At 71.0% G+C, this 20,583-nt stretch carries 20 protein-coding genes and 1 pseudogene; 14 read left to right on the top strand and 7 right to left on the bottom strand.

Annotated features, from left to right (window positions below):
* Window positions 1-179: 179 nt before the first annotated feature.
* Window positions 180-1,075: pseudogene (locus ACIOKD_RS01055) on the bottom strand (IS3 family transposase).
* Between the two features lie 65 nt (window positions 1,076-1,140).
* Here ACIOKD_RS01055 and ACIOKD_RS01050 point away from each other — a divergent pair.
* The 3 genes from ACIOKD_RS01050 to ACIOKD_RS01040 all read left to right on the top strand — a co-directional run bounded on the left by ACIOKD_RS01050 (window position 1,141) and on the right by ACIOKD_RS01040 (window position 2,799).
* Complete coding sequence (locus ACIOKD_RS01050; RefSeq protein WP_402076568.1) at window positions 1,141-1,479, top strand: hypothetical protein; 339 nt, start codon at window positions 1,141-1,143, stop codon at window positions 1,477-1,479.
* A 76-nt stretch (window positions 1,480-1,555) separates the two neighbouring features.
* Window positions 1,556-2,485, top strand: a complete 930-nt coding sequence (locus tag ACIOKD_RS01045; protein WP_402076567.1) for a HipA family kinase — start codon at window positions 1,556-1,558, stop codon at window positions 2,483-2,485.
* Window positions 2,482-2,799, top strand: coding sequence for a SelT/SelW/SelH family protein (locus ACIOKD_RS01040; RefSeq protein ID WP_402076566.1), 318 nt, complete (start codon window positions 2,482-2,484; stop codon window positions 2,797-2,799). The genes ACIOKD_RS01045 and ACIOKD_RS01040 overlap by 4 nt, the downstream gene beginning before the upstream one ends.
* A 19-nt stretch (window positions 2,800-2,818) precedes the next feature.
* Here ACIOKD_RS01040 and aceB read toward each other — a convergent pair whose 3' ends face one another.
* Both aceB and ACIOKD_RS01030 read right to left on the bottom strand, forming a co-directional pair.
* The gene (gene aceB, locus ACIOKD_RS01035) at window positions 2,819-4,453 is read right to left on the bottom strand and encodes a malate synthase A (RefSeq protein ID WP_402076565.1); all 1,635 of its coding nucleotides are present in this window, start codon (window positions 4,451-4,453) and stop codon (window positions 2,819-2,821) included.
* 185 nt (window positions 4,454-4,638) lie between these two features.
* On the bottom strand, window positions 4,639-5,241 hold the full coding sequence (locus ACIOKD_RS01030; protein ID WP_402076564.1) for an NTP transferase domain-containing protein: 603 nt from the start codon (window positions 5,239-5,241) through the stop codon (window positions 4,639-4,641).
* 222 nt (window positions 5,242-5,463) lie between these two features.
* Here ACIOKD_RS01030 and ACIOKD_RS01025 point away from each other — a divergent pair, with 222 nt between their 5' ends.
* Entirely contained in the window at window positions 5,464-5,751 is a 288-nt protein-coding gene (locus ACIOKD_RS01025) for a DUF5955 family protein (RefSeq protein WP_402076563.1), read from the top strand.
* Between the two features lie 194 nt (window positions 5,752-5,945).
* Here ACIOKD_RS01025 and ACIOKD_RS01020 read toward each other — a convergent pair whose 3' ends face one another.
* The gene (locus ACIOKD_RS01020; protein ID WP_402076562.1) at window positions 5,946-6,758 is read right to left on the bottom strand and encodes an IclR family transcriptional regulator; all 813 of its coding nucleotides are present in this window, start codon (window positions 6,756-6,758) and stop codon (window positions 5,946-5,948) included.
* A gap of 265 nt (window positions 6,759-7,023) precedes the next feature.
* On the opposite strand from ACIOKD_RS01020, the gene allB reads away from it, so the two are divergent.
* Both allB and alc read left to right on the top strand, forming a co-directional pair.
* A complete protein-coding gene (gene allB / locus ACIOKD_RS01015; protein ID WP_402076561.1) occupies window positions 7,024-8,373 on the top strand; it encodes an allantoinase AllB in 1,350 nt (449 codons plus the stop codon).
* Window positions 8,374-8,441: 68 nt separating this feature from the next.
* Window positions 8,442-9,569 carry an allantoicase gene (gene alc / locus ACIOKD_RS01010; RefSeq protein WP_402076560.1) on the top strand — a complete coding sequence of 376 codons (1,128 nt, stop codon included), beginning with the start codon at window positions 8,442-8,444 and terminating at the stop codon, window positions 9,567-9,569.
* 544 nt (window positions 9,570-10,113) lie between these two features.
* Here alc and ACIOKD_RS01005 read toward each other — a convergent pair.
* Together ACIOKD_RS01005 and ACIOKD_RS01000 are read right to left on the bottom strand one after the other, a co-directional pair.
* Window positions 10,114-10,935, bottom strand: a complete 822-nt coding sequence (locus tag ACIOKD_RS01005; RefSeq protein ID WP_402076559.1) for an SDR family oxidoreductase — start codon at window positions 10,933-10,935, stop codon at window positions 10,114-10,116.
* A gap of 95 nt (window positions 10,936-11,030) precedes the next feature.
* Window positions 11,031-11,237 carry a hypothetical protein gene (locus ACIOKD_RS01000; RefSeq protein ID WP_402076558.1) on the bottom strand — a complete coding sequence of 69 codons (207 nt, stop codon included), beginning with the start codon at window positions 11,235-11,237 and terminating at the stop codon, window positions 11,031-11,033.
* Between the two features lie 178 nt (window positions 11,238-11,415).
* Between ACIOKD_RS01000 and ACIOKD_RS00995 the strand changes: the two genes are divergently transcribed.
* Window positions 11,416-12,672, top strand: a complete 1,257-nt coding sequence (locus ACIOKD_RS00995) for a sensor histidine kinase (protein WP_402076557.1) — start codon at window positions 11,416-11,418, stop codon at window positions 12,670-12,672.
* 76 nt (window positions 12,673-12,748) lie between these two features.
* The gene (locus tag ACIOKD_RS00990; protein ID WP_402076556.1) at window positions 12,749-13,420 is read left to right on the top strand and encodes a response regulator; all 672 of its coding nucleotides are present in this window, start codon (window positions 12,749-12,751) and stop codon (window positions 13,418-13,420) included.
* A 167-nt stretch (window positions 13,421-13,587) separates the two neighbouring features.
* Here ACIOKD_RS00990 and ACIOKD_RS00985 read toward each other — a convergent pair whose 3' ends face one another.
* Window positions 13,588-14,601: a Gfo/Idh/MocA family oxidoreductase gene (locus tag ACIOKD_RS00985; RefSeq protein ID WP_402076555.1), complete on the bottom strand. Its 1,014-nt coding sequence runs from the start codon at window positions 14,599-14,601 to the stop codon at window positions 13,588-13,590.
* Between the two features lie 117 nt (window positions 14,602-14,718).
* Here ACIOKD_RS00985 and ACIOKD_RS00980 point away from each other — a divergent pair, with 117 nt between their 5' ends.
* The 6 genes from ACIOKD_RS00980 to ACIOKD_RS00955 all read left to right on the top strand — a co-directional run bounded on the left by ACIOKD_RS00980 (window position 14,719) and on the right by ACIOKD_RS00955 (window position 20,577).
* Window positions 14,719-15,468, top strand: a complete 750-nt coding sequence (locus ACIOKD_RS00980; RefSeq protein WP_402077656.1) for a GntR family transcriptional regulator — start codon at window positions 14,719-14,721, stop codon at window positions 15,466-15,468.
* 196 nt (window positions 15,469-15,664) lie between these two features.
* Window positions 15,665-16,669: a sugar ABC transporter substrate-binding protein gene (locus ACIOKD_RS00975; RefSeq protein ID WP_402076554.1), complete on the top strand. Its 1,005-nt coding sequence runs from the start codon at window positions 15,665-15,667 to the stop codon at window positions 16,667-16,669.
* Entirely contained in the window at window positions 16,666-17,739 is a 1,074-nt protein-coding gene (locus ACIOKD_RS00970) for an ABC transporter permease (RefSeq protein WP_402076553.1), read from the top strand. Before ACIOKD_RS00975 ends, ACIOKD_RS00970 begins: the two co-directional genes overlap by 4 nt.
* The gene (locus ACIOKD_RS00965) at window positions 17,736-18,548 is read left to right on the top strand and encodes an ATP-binding cassette domain-containing protein (protein ID WP_402076552.1); all 813 of its coding nucleotides are present in this window, start codon (window positions 17,736-17,738) and stop codon (window positions 18,546-18,548) included. Before ACIOKD_RS00970 ends, ACIOKD_RS00965 begins: the two co-directional genes overlap by 4 nt.
* Before the next feature lie 266 nt (window positions 18,549-18,814).
* Window positions 18,815-19,999 (top strand): ROK family glucokinase, encoded by a 1,185-nt coding sequence (locus tag ACIOKD_RS00960; protein ID WP_402076551.1) that lies wholly within the window; start codon window positions 18,815-18,817, stop codon window positions 19,997-19,999.
* Window positions 19,996-20,577: a sugar kinase gene (locus tag ACIOKD_RS00955; protein WP_402076550.1), complete on the top strand. Its 582-nt coding sequence runs from the start codon at window positions 19,996-19,998 to the stop codon at window positions 20,575-20,577. The genes ACIOKD_RS00960 and ACIOKD_RS00955 overlap by 4 nt, the downstream gene beginning before the upstream one ends.
* Window positions 20,578-20,583 lie beyond the last annotated feature (6 nt).

The raw sequence follows: 20,583 nt of genomic DNA, 5'->3' as shown, positions 1-20,583 counted from the left end.
CCGCGCCCGTACCTCAGCTACTGAGGTACGGGCGCGGCGATCTCAAATGCTCACTTATAGGGCGTTTGATCGAGTAGAGCTTGGTCAGGTGAACCGTTCCGGGTTCAGTGGAGACTCGATATCTTTGAGAGGATCGAGTTATGGCACGTCCCTGAACCGCGCCGGGTTCGGTAGAGATCTCAGATGATGGTTGTGACCTGGGGTTTCGTGGGTTCCATGTAGTGGTTGGCTTCGTACTCGACGGGCGGAACGTGCCCTATCTCACCGTGGAGTCGGCGGTGGTTGTACCAGTCGACCCATTCTGCGGTGGCCAACTCGACCTGGGAGAGCGACTTCCAGGGCCGTCGTGGCTTGATCAGCTCGGTCTTGAACAGCCCGATCGTGCTCTCCATCAGGGCATTGTCGTAGGCATCGCCGACCGATCCGATCGAGGCGGCGATGCCGGCGGCGTCCAGATGCTCGGCGAGCCGGAAACTCGTATATTGCGACCCGGCATCCGAGTGGCCGGTGATGCCGAGTTCGCGCATGAGGCGCTCGACGGTGCAGCGGGCCACGGCATGTCCCTGCCGGTTCAGTTCGCGCCAGATCTTCCGGGCTCCGTAGACGCGGTAGTTGGACGTGTGGACCTCTTGGATGCGCTCTTTGAGTTCCTCGTCGGGCACGGAACGGGCGGAGGGAGCTTCGAGGCGTTTCTTGTGGGCGTAGTAGGTGGAAGGGGCGATCTTGCAGTCGTGCTTGGTGAGTGTCCTGCAGATCGGCTCGACGCCGCCGAAGCGGTCCCGGTGCTCGTCGATGAACGCTACGAGCGTGTGTGTGGCCGGTCGAGCTCGGCCGCGAAGAAACTCGCCGCGGCCTTCAGGATCTCGTTGGCCCGCTTCAGTTCGGCGTTCTCCTTCTTCAACGCCTTGAGCTGGGCGGACTCCTCCGTCGTCGCCCCCGGACGTGTCCCCGTATCGATCTCGTGCTGCTTCACCCAGTTCCGCAGCGTCTCGCGGGAGCCGATGCCGAGTTTCTCGGACACCGCCTGCAGGGCGGCTGTCTCGTTCGGGTAGCCGTCGCCTACCTCGGCGACCATGCGCACCGCGCGACGGCGGAGCTCAAGCGGGTAACGGGAAGGTCGTGCCGTGACTCGATCTTTTCATGAAATCGAGCCTCCATTCGAACCGGGGTGGTTCAGAGGCCGGCATCATTCCGCCGTGCGGCAAGGAAGCGAAACCCTGGCAGTGGGCGGCGGCCCCGAAGGACGGTTTCCACGTGCTGCGGCACACCTATGCCTCGCTCATGCCGGAAGCCGGCGAGTCCGTCGTGACCTTGGCGCGGTGGCTCGGGCACTCCTCGCCCGCGATCACCCTCGGTTACTATGCTCACTTCATGCCGGAGGCGGGAAGCAAGGGGCGAACCGCCATCGACGGACTGCTCGGGCAGCAGGGAGAACTGCATGCTGGTCGAAACTCCCCAGATTCTCCCCAAGGCCGCTGACGGGCGATTCCCGCTGGAGCGCCGCCTCGGCAGTGTTCGTGGATTTCAAGGCTGAAGAGACAGGTGGCCTGGGAAAATGTTGAGAGAAGTCACCGCAATCCGCTATGTCGAGCCCCTGCGGGCAGGTGGCTCCGTCCCGGGGATCGTGGAAGCGGACGACCTGGGGACGTACGTCGTGAAGTTCACCGGCTCGGCGCAGGGCCGCAAGGCGCTGGTCGCCGAGGTGATCGTGGGTGAACTGGCGCGCGCTCTGGGGCTGCGGTTCCCCGAGCTGGTACTGGTGCACTTCGATCCGGCGATCGGCGCGCACGAACCGCACCAGGAGGTCCAGGACCTGCTGCGGGCCAGCGCCGGGCTCAACCTCGGCATGGACTATCTGTCGGGGGCGCAGGACTTCACACCCGAGGTCGCGCAGGCGTTCGCCGTCGACCCTCTGGAAGCGGGCCGGATCGTCTGGCTGGACGCCCTCACGGTGAACGTGGACCGCACGAGGCACAGCTCGAACCTGATGATCTGGCCCACGCTCGGCGTCGCGCCCCCGAAGCTGTGGCTGATCGACCACGGGGCCGCGCTGGTCTTCCACCACCGCTGGGACGCGTCGTCCCCGGAGCAGACGTCCCCGGAGAAGGCGTACGACTTCCGGCAGCACGCGCTCGGCGGGCACACCCCCGACACCCGTGCGGCGGACGCCGAACTCGCGCCCCGGGTGACGGAGGAACTGCTGCGCGCGATCACGGCCGAGGTGCCCGACGCCTGGCTCGCCGACGAGCCCGGTTTCGCGACGCCCGACGAGGTCCGCGAGGCGTACGTCGGCTATCTCCTCGCCCGGGTCAGGGCCTCCGCGGCCTGGCTTCCCACAGACTTTCCCACCCGGGAACAGCTCGCGGACGACGACGCCCGCCGGGCCGCGAGAACCCGGCAGGGCCGGCCGGACTGGCTCAAGCGGGTCCCCGACCTGCACGGCGAACCGGCGGCGGAACAGGATTGGTCGGTGCACCTCGGATGACCACGGACAACGGCACACCCCCCGCGACCGTGCCCCCGGCCGGGCAGCCGCACCGCGTGCAGATCGAATACTGCACCCAGTGCCGCTGGCTGCCCCGGGCCGCCTGGCTCGCCCAGGAACTCCTCACCACCTTCGAGCAGGAGCTGACCGAGCTGGCGCTCAGGCCCGGCACCGGCGGCGTCTTCGTCGTACGCGTCGACGACGAGGTGGTCTGGGACCGCCGCGAGCAGGGTTTCCCCGAGCCGACGGCCGTGAAGCGCCTGGTACGCGACCGAGTGGCCCCGGGGAGATCCCTGGGCCACTCGGAGAGGTAGTGCCTGCCCTGGACGGCGCTCAGCCGGTCAGCTGCTCGTACGCGGGCAGCGTCAGGAAGTCCGCGTAGTCCTCGTCGAGCGCGACGGTCAGCAGCAGGTCGTGGGCCTGCTGCCAGCGCCCGGCCGCGAAGGCCTCCTCGCCGATCTCGGCGCGGATGTCCGCCAGCTCCCGCGCCGCGATCTCGCGGGCCAGTTCGGGCGTCGCCCGCACGGACTCCCCGGCGTGCTCGAACTCCACGCCCGCGTTGATCCACTGCCAGATCTGCGAGCGCGAGATCTCCGCCGTGGCCGCGTCCTCCATCAGGTTGAAGATGGCGACGGCACCGAGCCCGCGCAGCCAGGCCTCGATGTAACGGATGCCGACCTGGACGGCGTTGACCAGCCCGTCGTACGTGGGACTCGCGTCGAGCGAGTCGACGGCGATCAGGTCGGCGGCCTTCACGTCGACCTCCTCGCGCAGGCGGTCCTTCTGGTTCGGGCGGTCGCCGAGCACGGCGTCGAAGGACGCCATCGCGATCGGAACGAGGTCCGGGTGGGCCACCCACGACCCGTCGAAGCCGTCGCCCGCCTCACGGTCCTTGTCGGCCTTGACCTTCTCGAAGGCGACCTTGTTGACCTCTTCGTCGCGCCGCGAGGGGATGAACGCCGCCATGCCGCCGATCGCGTGCGCCCCGCGCTTGTGGCAGGTGCGGACGAGCAGTTCGGTGTACGCGCGCATGAACGGGGCCGTCATCGTCACCGCGTTGCGGTCCGGCAGGACGAACTTCCGCCCGCCGTCACGGAAGTTCTTGACGATGGAGAAGAGGTAGTCCCAGCGGCCCGCGTTCAACCCCGAGGCGTGGTCGCGCAGTTCGTAGAGGATCTCCTCCATCTCGTACGCCGCCGTGATCGTCTCGATCAGGACGGTCGCGCGGACGGTGCCCTGCGGGATGCCCACGTGGTCCTGGGCGAAGACGAACACCTCGTTCCAGAGGCGGGCCTCCAGGTACGACTCCGTCTTCGGGAGGTAGAAGTACGGGCCCTTGCCGAGGTCGATGAGCCGCTGCGCGTTGTGGAAGAAGTACAGGCCGAAGTCGACGAGCGCGCCCGGGACCGGGGTGCCGTCGGCGTCGACGAGGTGGCGCTCGTCCAGGTGCCAGCCGCGCGGACGCATCACGACCGTCGCCAGCTCCTCCGGCGCCTTGAGGGCGTACGACTTGCCGGTGCGCTCGTCCGTGTAGTCGATGGAGCGGGTGTAGGCGTCGCTCAGGTTGACCTGGCCGAGGACCACGTTCTCCCAGGTCGGCGCGGACGCGTCCTCGAAGTCCGCGAGCCACACCCTGGCTCCCGAGTTGAGGGCGTTGACGGTCATCTTGCGGTCGGTGGGACCGGTGATCTCCACGCGGCGGTCGTTCAGTGCCTCGGGCGTCGGAGCCACCCGCCAGGAGTCGTCCGCGCGGACGGCGGCCGTCTCCGGGAGGAAGTCGAGCGTGGAGGTACGGGCGATCTCGGCGCGGCGCTCGCCGCGGCGGGCGAGGAGCTCGTCACGCCTGGGGGTGAACCGCCGGTGCAACTCGGCGACGAAGGCGAGGGCCTCGTCGGTCAGGACCTCCTCCTGCCGGGGCAGGGGGTCGGCGTCGACGATGGCCAGCGGGGACGGCGCTGGTGCGGACATGAGCTGTCACTCCTTCAGCGAACGTGGCACCGGGTGCCAGTCGACCGGTTACGGCGGTGGACGCCCGTCGAGGGGTCGGGCGCTTCTGATCAGTGGATACTAGTTTCCTCATGGTGGAAGTTCAATGTTCTGTTGACGTCGAGACTCTCCGGATCGAGACAAGGCGGCGCTCAGTGCCACCTCGCTCACTGTAGGTACCGGGCGAGGTCCGCCACCGTGTCGATGTCGTAGGACCGGGCCACGTCCGCGCACTCGACGAGTGTGATCGCGTCCGCGTGGGCCCTCAGATAGGCGCGTGCCCCCTGGTCGCCGGTCGCAGTCGCGGCGACGCCCGTCCAGTGGTCCGCACCGAGCAGGACGGGGTGGCCCCGCTTCCCCTCGTAGGTGGCCGAGGCGAGCGTCGCGGGGGAGCGGTGGGCGGCCAGGAGCCGGGCCGTGGCCTCCGGTCCGATGCCCGGCTGGTCGACCAGCGACACCAGGGCGGCCTGAGCCCCCGTGCCCCGCAGGGACTCCAGTCCGGCCCGCAGCGAGGACCCCATGCCCTCCTCCCACTCCGGGTTGTCCACCAGTACGCATCCGGGGAGGTGGGCCCGCTCCCGTACGGCGTCGGCCCGCGCTCCCAGGACCACATGGACGCGAGTGCAGCCGGCCTCGCGCAGCACCCCGGCCGCGTACTCCACCAGGGGGCGCCCGCGGTGTTCGAGGAGGGCCTTGGGTCGTCCGCCGAGGCGTCGGCCGCCGCCCGCGGCGAGCAGCAGTCCGGCCACCTGGCCGTCGTTGTCCGTCATTCCTCCTGCATACCTGACCCGCGCGTGAGAACAGGATGTCCGGGGTCTGAATTTCGGTCCGTGCGGTGGCGCCCACCGCACCCGGTGGCGTTTACTTGCCCGCGTCCCGGGCGCCCGACCAGCGCCACGGGGCGGTCGGGCGGGGGAAGACGAGGTCGCGCGCCGGGCGGCGGGCGGCGGGCCGGGGGGAGAGCTGTGTTGCGGAGCTCGGGACAGAGGTCAGTGACCGGCAGCGACGAGGATCCGAGAGTGGTGGAACTGCGGACCGCTGTGTCGCGGCTGCGCCGCGAACTCGCCGCGCTGCCGGCCGAGTTCCCCGACCGCGGCATCGCGGAGGACGAACTCGCCGCGCTCGCCGCGATGGCCGTCGGCGGCATCCCGGAGATCCCCTGCCTGCGGCGCTCGCTCCTGCTGGTCGCCGGCTCCATCGGCTCGGTCAGCGCGCTGGCCACCGGGCTCGCCGCGGTGCGCGGCGCGGTCGAGCTCTTCGGAGAGCCGCCGGTCCGGTAATTCCCGTGCGGGGCATGCTGGTTGGGGCTCGCGTGGGCTTGCGTTGTGGGCTGGGGGCTTCGGAGAGCCGCCGGTCCGGTAATTCCCGTGCGGGGCAAGCTGGTTGAGGCTCGCGTGGACTCGGGTCGTGGGCTGGGGGCCGTTGGGCCGGGGTCTGGTCGTCCAGGGGGATCGCGTCGTCGGGCGGGGACCGCTCAGGCCGCCGGGCCCGAGCTGGCCAGTGCCTCCGACAGTTCCACCGCGACCTGCTGCAGTACGGGCACGATCCGCTCGGTGGCCGTGTCCGTGACGCGGCCGGCCGGCCCGGAGATCGAGATCGCCGCGGCGGTGGGGGAGTTGGGCACGGAGACCGCGAGACAGCGGACCCCGATCTCCTGCTCGTTGTCGTCCACCGCGTAGCCGGCGCGGCGCACCTCTTCGAGCGCGCTGAGGAAGCCGTCCGGTGTCGTGATGGTCTTGTCCGTCGCGGCGGGCATGCCCGTACGGGACAGCAGGGCGCGTACCTCGTCGGCCGGGACGTGGGCCAGCAGGGCCTTGCCGACGCCGGTGGAGTGCGGCAGAACCCGGCGGCCCACCTCGGTGAACATCCGCATCGAGTGCTTCGACGGCACCTGTGCCACGTACACGATCTCGTCGCCGTCGAGCAGGGCCATGTTCGCCGTCTCGCCGGTCTCCTCCACCAGGCGGGCCAGATAGGGGCGGGCCCAGGTGCCGAGCAGCCGGGACGCCGACTCGCCGAGCCGGATCAGGCGCGGGCCCAGCGCGTAGCGCCGGTTGGTCTGCTGGCGTACGTATCCGCAGACCACGAGCGTGCGCATGAGGCGGTGGATGGTGGGCAGCGGCAGCCCGCTGCTCGCGGAGAGCTCGCTCAGTCCGACCTCGCCGCCCGCGTCCGCCATCCTCTCCAACAGGTCGAAGGCGCGCTCCAGTGACTGGACGCCACCGCCGGCGGCGGCCGGCTTGGTGGCGACCTCGGCGGAGGCGTCGCTGGCGCTGGACGTCGGCACGGGTGCGGTCCTTTCAGACGGGCAGGCAGGTGGGAAGCCTACCCGGCGGTTGGTTGACTGCACGGCTGCGTGTGCTTAGGTTCTGCTGTACGGAAGTCTATTTCCGCTTTGTGGAAACGTCCAGTGGCTGTCGCGTGCGGGGCACGGTCGAAACCGGCCCTTGACGGCTTGGGGTGCGGAGTGAAGACTCCTTCAACAGAACGTTGAATTCCGTTACGTGGAAGTTAACGGCGGCAGGAGACGTCCGGCATGGAAAGGGGTCCCGGTGTCCGACGACGGCTTGGTCGAACTGGTTCTGCGCTCGACGCGCGTCATCACTCCTGAAGGGACGCGCGCGGCCTCGGTCGCCGTCTCCGCGGGAAGGATCACGGCCGTGCTCGCGCACGACGCCGAGGTGCCGGCCGGGGCCCGGCTGGAGGACTTCGGCGACGACGTCCTGCTGCCCGGACTCGTCGACACCCACGTACACGTCAACGATCCGGGCCGCACCGAGTGGGAGGGCTTCTGGACCGCCACGCGCGCCGCGGCGGCGGGCGGCATCACGACCCTGGTCGACATGCCCCTCAACTCCCTTCCGCCCACCACGACGGTCGACCACCTCCGTACCAAGCAGGACGTCGCCCGCTCCAAGGCACACGTCGACGTCGGGTTCTGGGGCGGCGCCCTGCCCGACAACGTCAAGGACCTGCGGCCACTGCACGACGCGGGCGTCTTCGGCTTCAAGGCGTTCCTGTCGCCCTCCGGAGTCGACGAGTTCCCCGAGCTGGACCAGGACCGACTCGCCCGGTCCCTCGCGGAGATCGCCGGATTCGGCGGACTGCTGATCGTCCACGCCGAGGACCCGCACCACCTGGCGGCGGCCCCGCAGCACAGCGGCCGCAGATACGCCGACTTCCTGGCTTCGCGACCGCGCGGCGCCGAGGACACCGCCATCGCGAACGTCATCGCCCAGGCCAAGCGCCTCGACGCCCGCGTCCACGTACTGCACCTGTCGTCCAGCGACGCGCTGCCGCTGATCGCCGCCGCCAAGCACGAGGGCGTACGGGTCACGGCGGAGACCTGTCCGCACTATCTGACGCTCACGGCCGAGGAAGTCCCGGACGGGGCGAGCGAGTTCAAGTGCTGCCCGCCCATCCGCGAGGCCGCGAACCAGGACCTCCTGTGGCAGGCCCTGGCCGACGGCACGATCGACTGCGTGGTCACCGACCACTCGCCGTCCACGGCCGACCTGAAGACCGACGACTTCGCCACCGCGTGGGGCGGCATCTCCGGGCTCCAGCTCAGCCTGTCGGCCGTCTGGACGGAGGCCCGAAAGCGCGGGCACGGCCTGGAGGACGTGGTCCGCTGGATGTCTTCGGGTACGGCGCGTCTGGTCGGCCTCGACGACCGCAAGGGCGCCATCGAGGCGGGCCGCGACGCCGACTTCGCGGTCCTCGCGCCCGACGAGACGTTCACCGTCGACCCGGCGGCGCTCCAGCACCGCAACCGTGTCACCGCGTACGCGGGCCGGACCCTGCACGGCGTGGTCCGCTCCACCTGGCTGCGCGGCGAACGCGTGATGTCCGAGGGCGAGTTCACCGACCCGACCGGGCAACTCCTGTCCCGCCGGAGGTGAGCACACACCGCAGCCCAAGAACCGCCCCGCACGCGCGGCGGCCGACCCCGGAAGGAAGACCTGATCACGTGACCGAGCAGCAGCCCTCTTCGGCTCGTTTCACCGGCGACGCGAACCCCTACGGAGGCGGTGACCCGTACGCGGACCACCGCACCGCCGACTTCCCCTTCACCCGGTACGCCGACCTCGCGGACCGGCAGCTCGGCGCCGCGGTGATCGCCGCCAACGACGAGTTCTTCGCCCACCGCGAGAACCTGTTGCTGCCCGGGCCGGCCGAGTTCGACCCCGAGCGCTTCGGCCACAAGGGCAAGGTCATGGACGGCTGGGAGACCCGCCGCCGACGCGGTGCCTCCGCCGAGCATCCGTGGCCCTCGGCCGACGACCACGACTGGGCGCTCGTACGCCTGGGCGCCCCCGGAGTCGTACACGGGATCGTCGTCGACACCGCCCACTTCCGCGGCAACTACCCGCAGGCCGTGTCCGTCGAAGGGACTTCGGTGCCCGGCTCGCCGTCCCCCGAGGACCTCCTCGCGGACGACGTCAAGTGGACAACTCTCGTACCGCGTACGGAGGTCGGCGGCCACGCGGCCAACGGGTTCGCCGTCGACGTCGAGCAGCGCATCACCCACCTCCGCGTCAACCAGCACCCGGACGGCGGCATCGCCCGCCTCCGCGTCCACGGCGAAGTCGTCCCGGACCCGCGATGGTTGTCCGTTCTCGGCACCTTCGACGTGGTCGCGCTGGAGAACGGCGGCCACGTGGAGGACGCCTCGAACCGCTTCTACTCGTCCCCCACCAACACCATCCAGCCCGGTCGTTCCCACAAGATGGACGACGGCTGGGAGACGCGGCGGCGGCGCGACCGGGGCAACGACTGGATCCGTTACCAGCTCGTCGCGCGGTCCGAGATCCGCGCGATCGAGATCGACACGGCGTATCTGAAGGGCAACTCCGCGGGCTGGGCGTCGGTCTCCGTCCGCGACGGCTCGGACGGCGACTGGCTCGAAGCCCTGCCCCGGACCCGCCTCCAGCCCGACACGAACCACCGGTTCGTCCTCACCGCCCCGGTCGTCGGCACGCACGCGCGCGTGGACATCTATCCGGACGGCGGGATCTCGCGCCTGCGGCTGTTCGGGGCGCTGACGCAGGAGGGGGCGGCGGCTTTGACGGCTCGCCACCGTGAGCTCGGCGGCTAGCCGGCCGCCCCCGGGGGCCCGCCCCCACCCGAACCCCCGGTCCTCAGACGCCGGGCGGGCTGAGGGGCGGTTGTCCTTGGGTGCCGGACGGGCTGGGGAGGGGCTGTCCTTAGGTGCTGGACGGGCTGTGGAGCCCCGGTCCTGAGACGCTGGACGGGCCGAGAAGGTTGTTGGCCCTTCGGGGTCCGACGGGCTGAGGGGCGCTGGTGCACAAAGGCGGGGCGGGCGGGCGCAGATGCCCGGTCCTCCAACGCCGGACGGGCTGGTGACTTCGGCCGCGGGTCCGGTGGGGGCCGGTCGCGCAATGCCCCGCGCCCCTGGAAAGCGGGGCTGCGCCCCGGCTTCTCGGCCCGGGCGCGGGCTCCATCGGCCAGCCCCGCGTCCTTTTCAGCCCGTCCGGCGTTTGAGGACAAGGCCGTTCAGGCCGATGCCCACCCCCACTCAGCCCGTCCGGCGTTCGAGGACGAGCGCGCAGCGCGACAGGGGGTCTGGGGCGCAGCCCCAGGGCGGGGGCGGCGGCCGAAGGCGGATACCCCCGGCCGCATCAGGCCGAATGCCCCCCGTCCACCGAGAACTCCGCCCCCGTCACATACCCGGCCTCGGCCCCCGCCAGATAGGCAACCGCGGAAGCCACCTCGCCCGCCGTCCCGAACCGCCCCACCGCGGTCATGGCGACCTGCCCCGCCGCATGAGCCCCGTCCGCCGGATTCATGTCCGTGTCCACCGGCCCCGGGTGAACGATGTTCGCCGTGATCCCCCGCTCACCCAACTCCCGAGCGAGCGCCTTGGTCAGCCCGATGAGCGCGGACTTCCCGGTGGCGTACAACGTGCCCCCACTCCCCGGCACCCGCTGCGTCATGCACGACCCGATGGTGATGATCCGCCCGCCACGCCCCATCCGCCCCGCCGCCGCCTGGGAGGCGAGGAAGACACCGCGTACGTTCACGGCGAGCACCCGGTCGACGTCGGCGAGGGAGAGGCTGTCCAGCGGCCCGAGCAACCCGACGCCCGCGTTGTTCACCAGGATGTCGAGGCCGCCGAGCTCCTCCGCGGCACGGTTCACGGCACCCGCCGCCTCTCCCGCGTCGGCGGAATCCGCCCGCAGCGCGAGCGCCCGCCGCCCCAGCGCCCGGATCCGGCCCGCGACCACGTCCGCGGCGTCCTTGCCGCGTACATAAGTGAACGCCACGTCGGCACCCTCCGCGGCGAGCCGCACGGCGGTCGCCGCGCCGATCCCGCGGCTGCCGCCGGTCACCAGGGCCACGGTGTTGTCGAGCGTCGGTCGAGCGGTGGGCCGGGAGGTCGTGGTGGTCCGGGTGGTCCCGGTGGTCGTCTCTGGAGTCTGATCGGTCGTCCGTGAGGTCATGGGTCCATCTCAGCGGCCACGCTCCCGGAACGCTGGCGGCGAACGGACACGGAACTCACCGGCGCACCCGCTGTCACCCCCGGACCAGGGCCCCCTCAGCCGGACTTCCGGCTCTCGGCCGCCGCGAACAGCGCGAACGACAGCACGAGCAGCGCGACACTCCCGTAGATCTCACGGCCGTCGAGGAAGTCGAGCCCCTGTACGAGACCCCAGCCACGCAGCCGGCCGGCGAACTCGTGCACCAGGCCGACCCCGCCCTGCAGGAGGGCGATCACACCGAGGAACTCCAGAACCTGCTTCATGCGAGGATGCTCGCCCCGCGGCTCCGGCGGATCCATCGGCCGCGGGTCGCGCCGCGCACGGCGGAAGTCCCGGAACGGCGCCGGGGACCGCGTCGAAAGTCTGACGTGCGGCCGACTTCGGTAGCAGACCGGGCGACGGGGGCGGCACCGGCGGGCATCGATGCGTAGATTGCCGACCGTGAGTGATATCGCGCCGCTGCCGAAGCCCTCGAACCCCCCGGTGCGCCGGTGGTTTCTGCCGTCGGCCGTCACCTCGGAGCTCGACCCGGAACACACCGACCGCAAGGGACGCCCCCGGCGCACCGCGCGGGACTGGGCCGTCGACTTCGCCTGTTTCCTCATCGCCGTCGGGGTGGGCCTGCTCGGCGCGGACCAGACGGACGGCGACCCGAACATCCCGTACGCGCTGGAGGTCGTCGACCAGTGGCTCGGCGCGGTCGCCTGCGCGGCTGTCTGGCTCCGGCGGCGCTGGCCGGTCGGCCTCGCCATCGCGATGGTGCCGGTCTGCTTCGTCTCCACCACCGCGGGCGGTGCGGGACTGGTCGCCCTGTTCACGCTCGCCGTGCACCGCCCTTTCAAGTACGTCGCCTGGACGGGCGGCGCCCAGCTCGCGCTGCTGCCCTTCTTCTCCTGGTGGCGTCCCGACTCCGACCTCCCGTTCCTCGTGGCCGTGGGTCTCGGTGTGCTGCTGACGGGTGCGGTGGTCGGCTGGGGCATGTTCGCCCGCTCCAAGCGACAGCTCATGCTGAGCCTGCGCGACCGGGCGCGGCGTGCCGAGACCGAGGCCGCGCTGCGCGCCGAGCAGGCGCAGCGGCTGGCCCGGGAGGCGATCGCGCGCGAGATGCACGACGTCCTCGCCCACCGGCTGACCCTTCTCAGCGTGCACGCCGGGGCATTGGAGTTCCGCCCGGACGCCCCCTGGGCGGAGGTCGCGCGGGCCGCCGGAGTGATCCGTGAGAGCGCGCACGAGGCCCTTCAGGACCTGCGCGAGATCATCGGGGTGCTCCGGGCGTCCGGAGACGACACCGACGAGTCCGGGCGGCCGCAGCCGACGTTCGGCGCCCTGGCGGGGCTGGTCGCCGAGAGCCGTGACGCCGATATGAAGGTCACGCTCGACAACCGGGTCGTCGACGCGACGACCGTCCCCGCCTCGGTGGGCCGCACCGCGTACCGCATCGCCCAGGAGTGCCTGACCAACGCCCGGAAGCACGCCCCCGGCGCGGAGGTCACGGTCACCGTGACCGGGGCCCCGGGCCCCGGCCTCACCATCTCCGTACGCAATCCGCCGCCGCCCGGCGACGTTCCTCATGTCCCGGGCTCCGGTCAGGGGCTCATCGGCCTCACCGAGCGGGCCGTGCTCGCGGGCGGACACCTGGAACACGGCCCCGAGAAGGACGGCGGCTTCCTGGTGCACGCGTGGCTGCCCTGGGGATGAGGGGGCGCGGTCCCCGGAGAAGCCGGGAACGGGAAAAGGGGGCGGTCGGACGTGGACGTGTCATTACGGTGGGCGCATGACTTCGATCCGTCTGCTCCTCGTCGACGACGACCCGCTGGTCAGAGCCGGCCTCTCCTTGATGCTGGGCGGCGCCGACGACCTGGAGATCGTGGGCGAGGCCGCCGACGGCAGCGAGGTCGAGGCCCTCGTCGACCGCACGCGCCCCGACGTCGTCCTCATGGACATCAGGATGCCGACGGTGGACGGACTGGTCGCCACGGAACGGCTCAGGGGCCGCGAGGAGGCTCCCCAGGTCATCGTGCTCACCACTTTCCACGCCGACGACCAGGTGCTGCGGGCCCTGCGCGCGGGCGCCGCCGGCTTCGTCCTCAAGGACACCCCGCCCGCGGAGATCCTGCACGCGGTGCGCCGGGTCGCGGCCGGTGATCCCGTGCTGTCGCCCACCGTGACCCGGCAGTTGATGGAACACGCCGCGGGTGCGGCGCCGGACACCCGGCGTGCGAGTGCCCGTACGCGCGTCGGCGCGCTCAACGACCGCGAACGCGAGGTCGCCGTGGCGGTCGGGCGGGGCGGCTCGAACGCGGAGATCGCGGCGGGCCTGTTCATGAGCGTGCCCACGGTCAAGACCCACGTCTCCCGGATCCTCGCGAAGCTGGACCTCAACAACCGCGTCCAGATAGCCCTGCTGACGTACGACGCGGGCCTCCTGGACAACGACGACCACTGACACCGTTCCTTGCAGTCCGTGGCCCGGTAGGGGTGGGCCGCGCAGTTCCCCGCGCCCCTTGGGGGGCGAAAGACTGGGGCGCAGCCACGCCTTTCCGAGGCGCGGGGAACTGCGCGGCCGGCCACGACGGTGCCGCAGCCGACCACGCCCCCTCGGCCGACGGCCAGTCAGTCGCGCCCGCCCGGGATCTCCGACAGAGGGACCGACCGGCGCCCGCGCCGCGACAACTCGCACGCCTCCGCGACCCGCAACGCGTGCAACGCCTCACGCCCGTCGCACGGATTCGCCCGCTCCCCGCGCACCACCTCGACGAACGCGTGCAACTCCGCCTCGTACGCGGGCCCGAACCGCTCCAGGAACCCCGTCCACGGCTTGGTGGCCGCAGGTGGCCCCGCCGGTTCCGTGGAGGCGATCGGCGTACGGTCGTCGAGTCCGACCCCGACCTGGTCCAGCTCCCCGGCCAGCTCCATGCGTACGTCGTAGCCGGCACCGTTCAGCCGCGTCGCCGTAGCCGTCGCGAGCGTGCCGTCGTCCAGCGTGAGGACGGCCGCCGCCGTGTCGATGTCGCCCGCCTCGCGGAACATCGCCGGCCCGGCGTCCGACCCCATCGCGTAGACCTCGGTGATCTCGCGCCCGGTGACCCACCGCAGCATGTCGAAGTCGTGCACGAGCGTGTCCCGGTACAGCCCGCCGGAGAGCGGCAGATGCGCGGCCGGCGGCGGCGACTGGTCGGAGGTCATCGCGCGCACGGTGTGCAGCCGGCCGAGCTGCCCCGACCGCACCACCTCCCGCGCGGCCGCGTAACCGGAGTCGAAGCGCCGCTGGAAGCCCATCTGCAGGATCGTTCCGGCGGCCTCGACCTCCGCGATGGCCGTGAGGGTGCCCGCCAGGTCGAGGGCGATGGGCTTCTCGCAGAACACGGGCAGTCCGGCTCGTGCCGCCCGGCCGATCAGTTCGCCGTGTGCCGAGGTGGCCGCGGTGATGACCACGGCGTCCACACCCCAGGTGAAGATCTCGTCCACGCCGGGTGCCGCGGTGGCACCTAAGCGGTCCGCGAGCCGGCGTGCTCGTGCGGGATCCGCGTCCGTGACGATGAGGGAGCCGCCCACCTCGCGGTGGCGACTGAGGGCGGTCGCATGAAATGTACCGATACGACCCGTCCCGATGAGTCCGATGCGCATGGGACAAAGTTGAGGGCGAATCCTACACCCTGTCAACTCTTTGTCCGGACAATCGAACCTCACAACTTCCCGTCAACATGCACCGAAGCTACGCTCGGGCCCGTGCCCAAACCAGATGTGGACCCGACCGCGCCGCTCCAGCTCAGCGTCGACCGGAACAGCCCGGTGCCGCTGTACTTCCAGCTGGCCCAGCAGCTCGAAGCGGCGATCGAGCGCGGTGCCCTGACCCCGGGCAATCTGCTGGGCAACGAGATCGAGCTCGCCGGACGCCTCGGTCTGTCCCGGCCCACCGTCCGCCAGGCCATCCAGTCACTGGTGGACAAGGGGCTCCTCGTACGCCGCCGGGGTGTCGGCACCCAGGTCGTCCACAGCCAGGTCAAGCGCCCCCTGGAGCTCAGCAGCCTCTATGACGACCTGGAGACGGCCGGCCAGCGTCCGACGACCCGCGTCCTCGTCAACACCGTCGTCCCGGCGACGGCCGAGGTGGCGGCGGCCCTGTCGGTGGCTGAGGGCAGCGACGTACACCGGGTGGAGCGGCTGCGGCTGGCCCACGGCGACCCGATGGCGTACCTCTGCAACCACCTGCCTCCCGGCCTGCTCGACCTCGACAGCGCGCAGCTGGAGGCCACCGGTCTGTACCGGCTGATGCGCGCCGCGGGCATCACGCTGCACAGCGCCCGCCAGTCCGTCGGCGCCCGTGCCGCCGCGGCCGTGGAGGCCGAGCGCCTCGACGAGTCCGCCGGCGCCCCGCTGCTCACCATGCAGCGCACCACCTTCGACGACACGGGCCGCGCCGTCGAGTTCGGCTCCCACACCTACCGCGCCTCGCGCTACTCCTTCGAGTTCCAGCTCCTCGTACGCCCCTGAGCTGGTAAGACTCCACGGACCCCGGCGCCTCCTCCGGGCGCCCCCGCACGCCCTCCGCACGCCCTCCGCACGCCCTCCGCGCGCCTGCCGCACTTGTCGGCGCCACGGCGCCGATGGCCCCGCTGTCCGGAATCCTTCACTCCGTATCTGATACTTGGTTGTTCCATGTATCGGATATCAAGAAGGGCACGGCCTCGTGGCACGGTTTCGGACCTGGGTCAGCATCGCGGTGGCGGGGGCGCTGGGCGCATCCCTGGCCGGGTGCAGCAGCACCGGCGGCAAGCGCGCCGAGGACGCCCGCGAAGCGGCGTCGGCCCAGGGCGGGGGCGCGGTGAGCACGCCCCGCTGGACCGTCGCGATGATCACCCACTCGGGTGACGGCGACACCTTCTGGGACATCGTCCAGAACGGCGCACAGCAGGCCGCCGACAAGGACAACATCAAGTTCCTGTACTCCCACGACGACGAGGGACAGCAGCAGGCGCAGCTCGTGGACGCCGCCGTGGACAAGGGCGTCGACGGCATCGTCGTCACCCTCGCCAAACCGGACGCGATGAAGAGCGCGGTCGCGCGCGCCGTGCGGGCCGGCATCCCCGTGATCACCGTGAACTCGGGGTCCGAGAAGTCCAAGGCGTTCGGCGCGCTCACCCACGTCGGCCAGGACGAGACGATCGCCGGCGAGGCCGTCGGGGACGAGCTGAACAGGCGTGGCCGGAAAACGGCCCTCTGCGTCCTGCACGAACAGGGCAATGTCGGCCATGAGCAGCGCTGCGCGGGTGTGAAGAAGACCTTCGACGGCACCGTACGGAACATCTATGTCGAGGGCACCGACATGTCGGCTGTCCAGTCCTCCATCGGCGCCAAGCTCCAGGCCGACCCGTCGGTCGACGCCGTCGTCACGCTCGGCGCGCCCTACGCGGACACCGCGGTCAAGGCCAGGGAGGACGCGGGCAGCAAGGCCGAGATCGACACCTTCGACCTGAACGCCAAGGTCGCCGCCTCCCTGAAGGACGGCACCCTCGGCTTCGCCGTCGACCAGCAGCCGTACCTCCAGGGGTACGAGGCCGTGGACCTGCTCTGGCTGTACCGGTACAACGCCGACACGCTCGGCGGTGGACGGCCCGTCCTCACCGGGCCGCAGATCATCACCAAGGACCAGGCCGCCGAGCTGAAGAGTTACGCGGAGCGGGGCACCCGATGACGGCGACGACCCCCACGCCTGCGACACCTCCCACGCCGCCCACGGGCCCCGCCGCGGACGACCGGCTGCTGCGGACCTCACCGCTGCGCAGGCTGCTCGGCCGCCCGGAGCTCGGCTCGGTGGTCGGCGCGCTCGCCGTCTTCCTCTTCTTCGCAGTGGTCGCGGACGGCTTCGTACGGGCCGCGGGGCTCACCACCGTGCTGTACGCGGCCTCCACGATCGGGATCATGGCGGTGCCCGTCGCCCTGCTGATGATCGGCGGCGAGTTCGACCTGTCCGCGGGTGTCATGGTGACGTCGTCCGCGCTGATCTCGTCGATGTTCAGCTACCGGATGACCGCGAACGTCTGGGTGGGTGTGGGGGTCTCGCTGCTGGTCACCCTCGCGATCGGCTTCTTCAACGGGTTCATGCTGACCCGCACCAAGCTGCCCAGCTTTATCATCACGCTCGGCACCTTCCTCATGCTGACCGGGATGAACCTCGGCTTCACCAAGCTGATCAGCGGCACCGTCTCCACGAAGTCGATCGCCGACATGGAGGGCTTCGCCTCCGCCAAGGCGCTCTTCGCGTCCGTGCTCACCGTCGGCGGTGTCGACTTCAAGGTCACCATCCTGTGGTGGCTGGGCCTGGTGGCCCTCGCCTCCTGGATCCTGCTGCGCACCCGTGTCGGCAACTGGATCTTCGCGGTCGGTGGCGGAAAAGAAGCGGCCCGAGCGGTGGGTGTGCCCGTCGCCGCGACCAAGATCGGCCTCTACATGGGGGTGTCCTTCGCCGCCTGGATCGCCGGACAGCACCTGCTCTTCTCCTTCGACGCGGTCCAGTCGGGAGAAGGCGTCGGCAAGGAACTGACGTACATCATCGCGGCCGTCATCGGCGGCTGTCTGATCACCGGCGGCTACGGTTCCGCCGTCGGCTCGGCGGTCGGCGCGCTGATCTTCGGCATGACCGACAAGGGCATCGTGTTCGCCGAGTGGAATCCCGACTGGTTCAAGTTCTTCCTGGGAGCGATGCTGCTCCTCGCGACCCTGCTGAACGCCTGGGTCCGCAAGCGCGCGGAGGCCACGGCATGACGCAGCCCGCCCCGACGACGTCCGCCGGGCGCACGCCCCTGGTCGAGCTCGACGACGTCAGTAAGTACTACGGCAACATCCGCGCCCTGGAGGGTGTCTCGCTGGAGGTCCACGCGGGGGAGATCACCTGCGTCCTCGGCGACAACGGCGCCGGCAAGTCGACCCTGATCAAGATCATCGCGGGGCTGCACCAGCACGACGCGGGCACCTTCCGCATCGAGGGTGAGGACGCCCGCCCGGCGTCCCCGCGGGAGGCCCTGGACCGGGGTATCGCCACGGTCTACCAGGATCTCGCCGTGGTCCCCCTGATGCCGGTCTGGCGCAACTTCTTCCTCGGCTCCGAGCCGCGTAAGGGCTTCGGCCCCTTCAAGCGCCTGGACGTCGACCTCATGCGCCGCACGACCCACGCGGAACTCCTGCGCATGGGCATCGACCTGCGCGACGTCGACCAGCCCATCGGCACCCTCTCGGGCGGCGAGCGCCAGTGCGTGGCGATCGCCCGCGCGGTCCACTTCGGCGCCAAGGTCCTCGTCCTCGACGAGCCCACCGCGGCCCTGGGCGTGAAGCAGTCCGGAGTGGTCCTCACATACGTGGCCGCGGCACGGGACGCGGGCCTGGGTGTCGTCCTGATCACCCACAACCCCCACCACGCGTACCTCGTCGGCAACCGCTTCGTCCTCCTCAAGCGCGGCACGATGGTCGGCAACCACCCCCGGCAAGAGATCACCCTGGACGAACTGACCCGCCAGATGGCGGGCGGCAACGAACTGGACGACCTCCGCCACGAACTGGAGAGCGGAGGGTCCTAGTGCCTGCCGGGACAGCCCTTAGTAGGTCCTGTCGTCGCATTCCGTCGTCCGCCCGGCAGACGGAATGCGACGACAGGACCCGGGCGTCCCTGAAGGCGCCCCGTCAGGGGGGCGGGGCTGTGTTGATCTGCGGCTCCGCCGCGCGGGCGCGACCAGCCACGACGTGCCCGCAGCCGACAAACGCACGACGGCCGCCCGGGGCGCCCCGAGCACGGCGAGGGACGCCGCCGTGCGGCCAAACCACCACGTGCGGCAGAATCGGCGCGATGAGCACCTACCGCGACCTCGCCCTGCCCAGGGCGCTCGGCTCCGCCAGAGCCGCGGGCGCCCCCATCGGCTCCCGCCGTGCCACCGCCCTGCGCACCGTGGGCACGCGCGAGCGCCGTTCCCACCTGACGGCGCCGCGCGTCCCCACCGTCGGCATCGACATCGGCGGTACGAAGGTGATGGCGGGTGTCGTCGACGCGGACGGCAACATCCTGGAGAAGGTCCGCACCGAGACTCCCGACAAGTCCAAGAGCCCCAGGGTCGTCGAGGACACCATCGTCGAACTGGTCCTGGACCTCTCCGACCGGCACGACGTGCACGCGGTCGGCATCGGCGCGGCCGGCTGGGTCGACGCGGAACGCAACCGCATCCTGTTCGCACCACATCTCTCCTGGCGCAACGAACCCCTCCGGGACCGCATCTCCAGCCGCCTCGCCGTCCCCGTCCTGGTCGACAACGACGCCAACTCCGCCGCCTGGGCCGAATGGCGCTTCGGCGCGGGCCGCGGCGAGGACCACCTCGTCATGATCACGCTCGGCACCGGCATCGGCGGCGCCATCCTGGAGGACGGGCAGGTCAAGCGCGGCAAGTTCGGTGTGGCGGGCGAGTTCGGCCATATGCAGGTCGTGCCCGGCGGCCACCGCTGCCCCTGTGGCAACCGCGGCTGCTGGGAGCAGTACAGCTCCGGCAACGCCCTGGTCCGCGAGGCCCGTGAACTGGCCGCCGCCGACTCCCCGGTGGCCTACGGCATCATCGAGCACGTCAAGGGCAACATCGCCGAGATCACCGGCCCGATGATCACCGAGCTGGCCCGTGAGGGCGACGCGATGTGCATCGAGCTGCTCCAGGACATCGGCCAGTGGCTGGGCGTCGGCATCGCGAACCTCGCGGCCGCCCTGGACCCCTCCTGCTTCGTCATCGGCGGCGGTGTCAGCGCGGCCGACGACCTCCTGATCGGCCCCGCGCGCGACGCCTTCCGACGCCACCTGACCGGCCGCGGCTACCGCCCCGAGGCCCGGATCGCCCGCGCCCAGCTCGGCCCCGAGGCCGGCATGGTCGGCGCCGCGGACCTGGCCCGGCTGGTGGCCCGCCGCTTCCGGCGCGCCAACCGGCGCCGCGTCGAGCGGTACGAGCGCTACGAGCGGTACGCCGAGTCGCGCCGCGAGGCACAGGAGACGCTGTGACGGCCTCGCTGCCGCGCCAGGCGTCGCCCCCGGACGAACCGCCGCGCCCGCCCGAGGACCCGGGCCACCGGATCCGCCGCCGCGCCCTGACCCTGCTGATCATCGTGCTGCTCATCGGTGTCCCGGCCGGCTATCTGGTGATCTCCGCCAACCAGAGCCGCGACAGCGGCAAGGACAAGGAGGCGAAGTACTCGGCGACCGGGCTCACCCCCGGCTGGCCCTCCCGGGTCCAGCGCCGTCTGTACCAGGTGCCCATTCCGGGCTACTCGGCCGAGGTCGCGTACTACGAGACGAACAACTGGAAGACCAGCCGCCTCTACGTCCAGTTCCTCACCAGCGACGAGGGCCTGGAGAAGTTCCTCAAGACCATCGGCACCAGCCTCGACGCCCTGGAGAAGGACGACATCGTCATCAGCGCCCGCGACCGGCGGGTCGTCGGCTGGGAGTTCACCGGACCCGGCCCCTGGTCGGGCCTGAACCACGAGCGGAAGAACCCCACGCCCACGCACCACATCGTCGTGGACTGGGCGAAGCCCGGCCATCCCATGGTCTACGTGGTCTCCAGAACGACGCCCTGACCACGC

The sequence above is a fragment of the Streptomyces sp. NPDC087844 genome, assembly GCF_044742785.1.
In the GTDB taxonomy this organism is placed as follows: Bacteria; Actinomycetota; Actinomycetes; order Streptomycetales; family Streptomycetaceae; genus Streptomyces.
Note: the sequence above shows the minus strand (reverse complement) of the source record. Positions and strands in the feature narration are given on the sequence as shown.

Bases quoted from the DNA above. Each gene is read 5' to 3' on its own strand.
- ACIOKD_RS01045 (WP_402076567.1), top strand. From the start codon at position 1,556: ATGTTGAGAGAAGTCACCGCAATCCGCTATGTCGAGCCCCTGCGGGCA.
- ACIOKD_RS01050 (WP_402076568.1), top strand. From the start codon at position 1,141: ATGAAATCGAGCCTCCATTCGAACCGGGGTGGTTCAGAGGCCGGCATC.
- ACIOKD_RS01005 (WP_402076559.1), bottom strand. From the start codon at position 10,935: ATGACCTCACGGACGACCGATCAGACTCCAGAGACGACCACCGGGACC.
- ACIOKD_RS01030 (WP_402076564.1), bottom strand. From the start codon at position 5,241: ATGACGGACAACGACGGCCAGGTGGCCGGACTGCTGCTCGCCGCGGGC.
- ACIOKD_RS00990 (WP_402076556.1), top strand. From the start codon at position 12,749: ATGACTTCGATCCGTCTGCTCCTCGTCGACGACGACCCGCTGGTCAGA.
- ACIOKD_RS01000 (WP_402076558.1), bottom strand. From the start codon at position 11,237: ATGAAGCAGGTTCTGGAGTTCCTCGGTGTGATCGCCCTCCTGCAGGGC.
- ACIOKD_RS01040 (WP_402076566.1), top strand. From the start codon at position 2,482: ATGACCACGGACAACGGCACACCCCCCGCGACCGTGCCCCCGGCCGGG.
- ACIOKD_RS00965 (WP_402076552.1), top strand. From the start codon at position 17,736: ATGACGCAGCCCGCCCCGACGACGTCCGCCGGGCGCACGCCCCTGGTC.
- ACIOKD_RS00985 (WP_402076555.1), bottom strand. From the start codon at position 14,601: ATGCGCATCGGACTCATCGGGACGGGTCGTATCGGTACATTTCATGCG.
- aceB (WP_402076565.1), bottom strand. From the start codon at position 4,453: ATGTCCGCACCAGCGCCGTCCCCGCTGGCCATCGTCGACGCCGACCCC.
- ACIOKD_RS00970 (WP_402076553.1), top strand. From the start codon at position 16,666: ATGACGGCGACGACCCCCACGCCTGCGACACCTCCCACGCCGCCCACG.
- ACIOKD_RS00960 (WP_402076551.1), top strand. From the start codon at position 18,815: ATGAGCACCTACCGCGACCTCGCCCTGCCCAGGGCGCTCGGCTCCGCC.